Genomic DNA, 495 nt, shown 5'->3' with positions numbered 1-495 from the left:
CTGCATCAATGAGCGCTTCAACAAGTGCATCAGAGTCCGCAAGTACGTCGGCATCGATGAGCGCTTCAACAAGTGCGAGCGAATCCGCAAGTACGTCTGCATCAATGAGCGCTTCAACAAGTGCATCAGAATCAGCCAGCACTTCAGCATCCATGAGTGCCTCAACAAGTGCATCAGAATCGGCAAGTACATCAGCGTCGATGAGTGCGTCAACAAGCGCTAGCGAATCCGCAAGTACGTCCGCGTCACAGAGTGCATCAACAAGTGCATCAGAGTCCGCAAGTACATCCGCGTCGATGAGCGCCTCAACAAGTGCCAGCGAATCGGCAAGTACATCAGCTTCCATGAGCGCTTCAACAAGTGCCTCAGAATCTGCAAGTACGTCCGCGTCCATGAGCGCCTCAACAAGTGCGTCTGAATCAGCAAGCACTTCAGCATCGCAAAGTGCTTCAACAAGTGCGTCAGAATCGGCAAGTACCAGTGCATCCATGAGCG

Annotated in this window: 1 pseudogene; it reads right to left on the bottom strand. The window is 52.7% G+C overall.

The window, feature by feature from the left end:
* Window positions 1–495: pseudogene (locus HMPREF2697_RS10570) on the bottom strand (hypothetical protein); the annotation flags it as partial.

This window comes from Streptococcus sp. HMSC064D12, assembly GCF_001837205.1.
Taxonomy (GTDB): domain Bacteria; phylum Bacillota; class Bacilli; order Lactobacillales; family Streptococcaceae; genus Streptococcus; species Streptococcus salivarius_D.
Note: the sequence above shows the minus strand (reverse complement) of the source record. Positions and strands in the feature narration are given on the sequence as shown.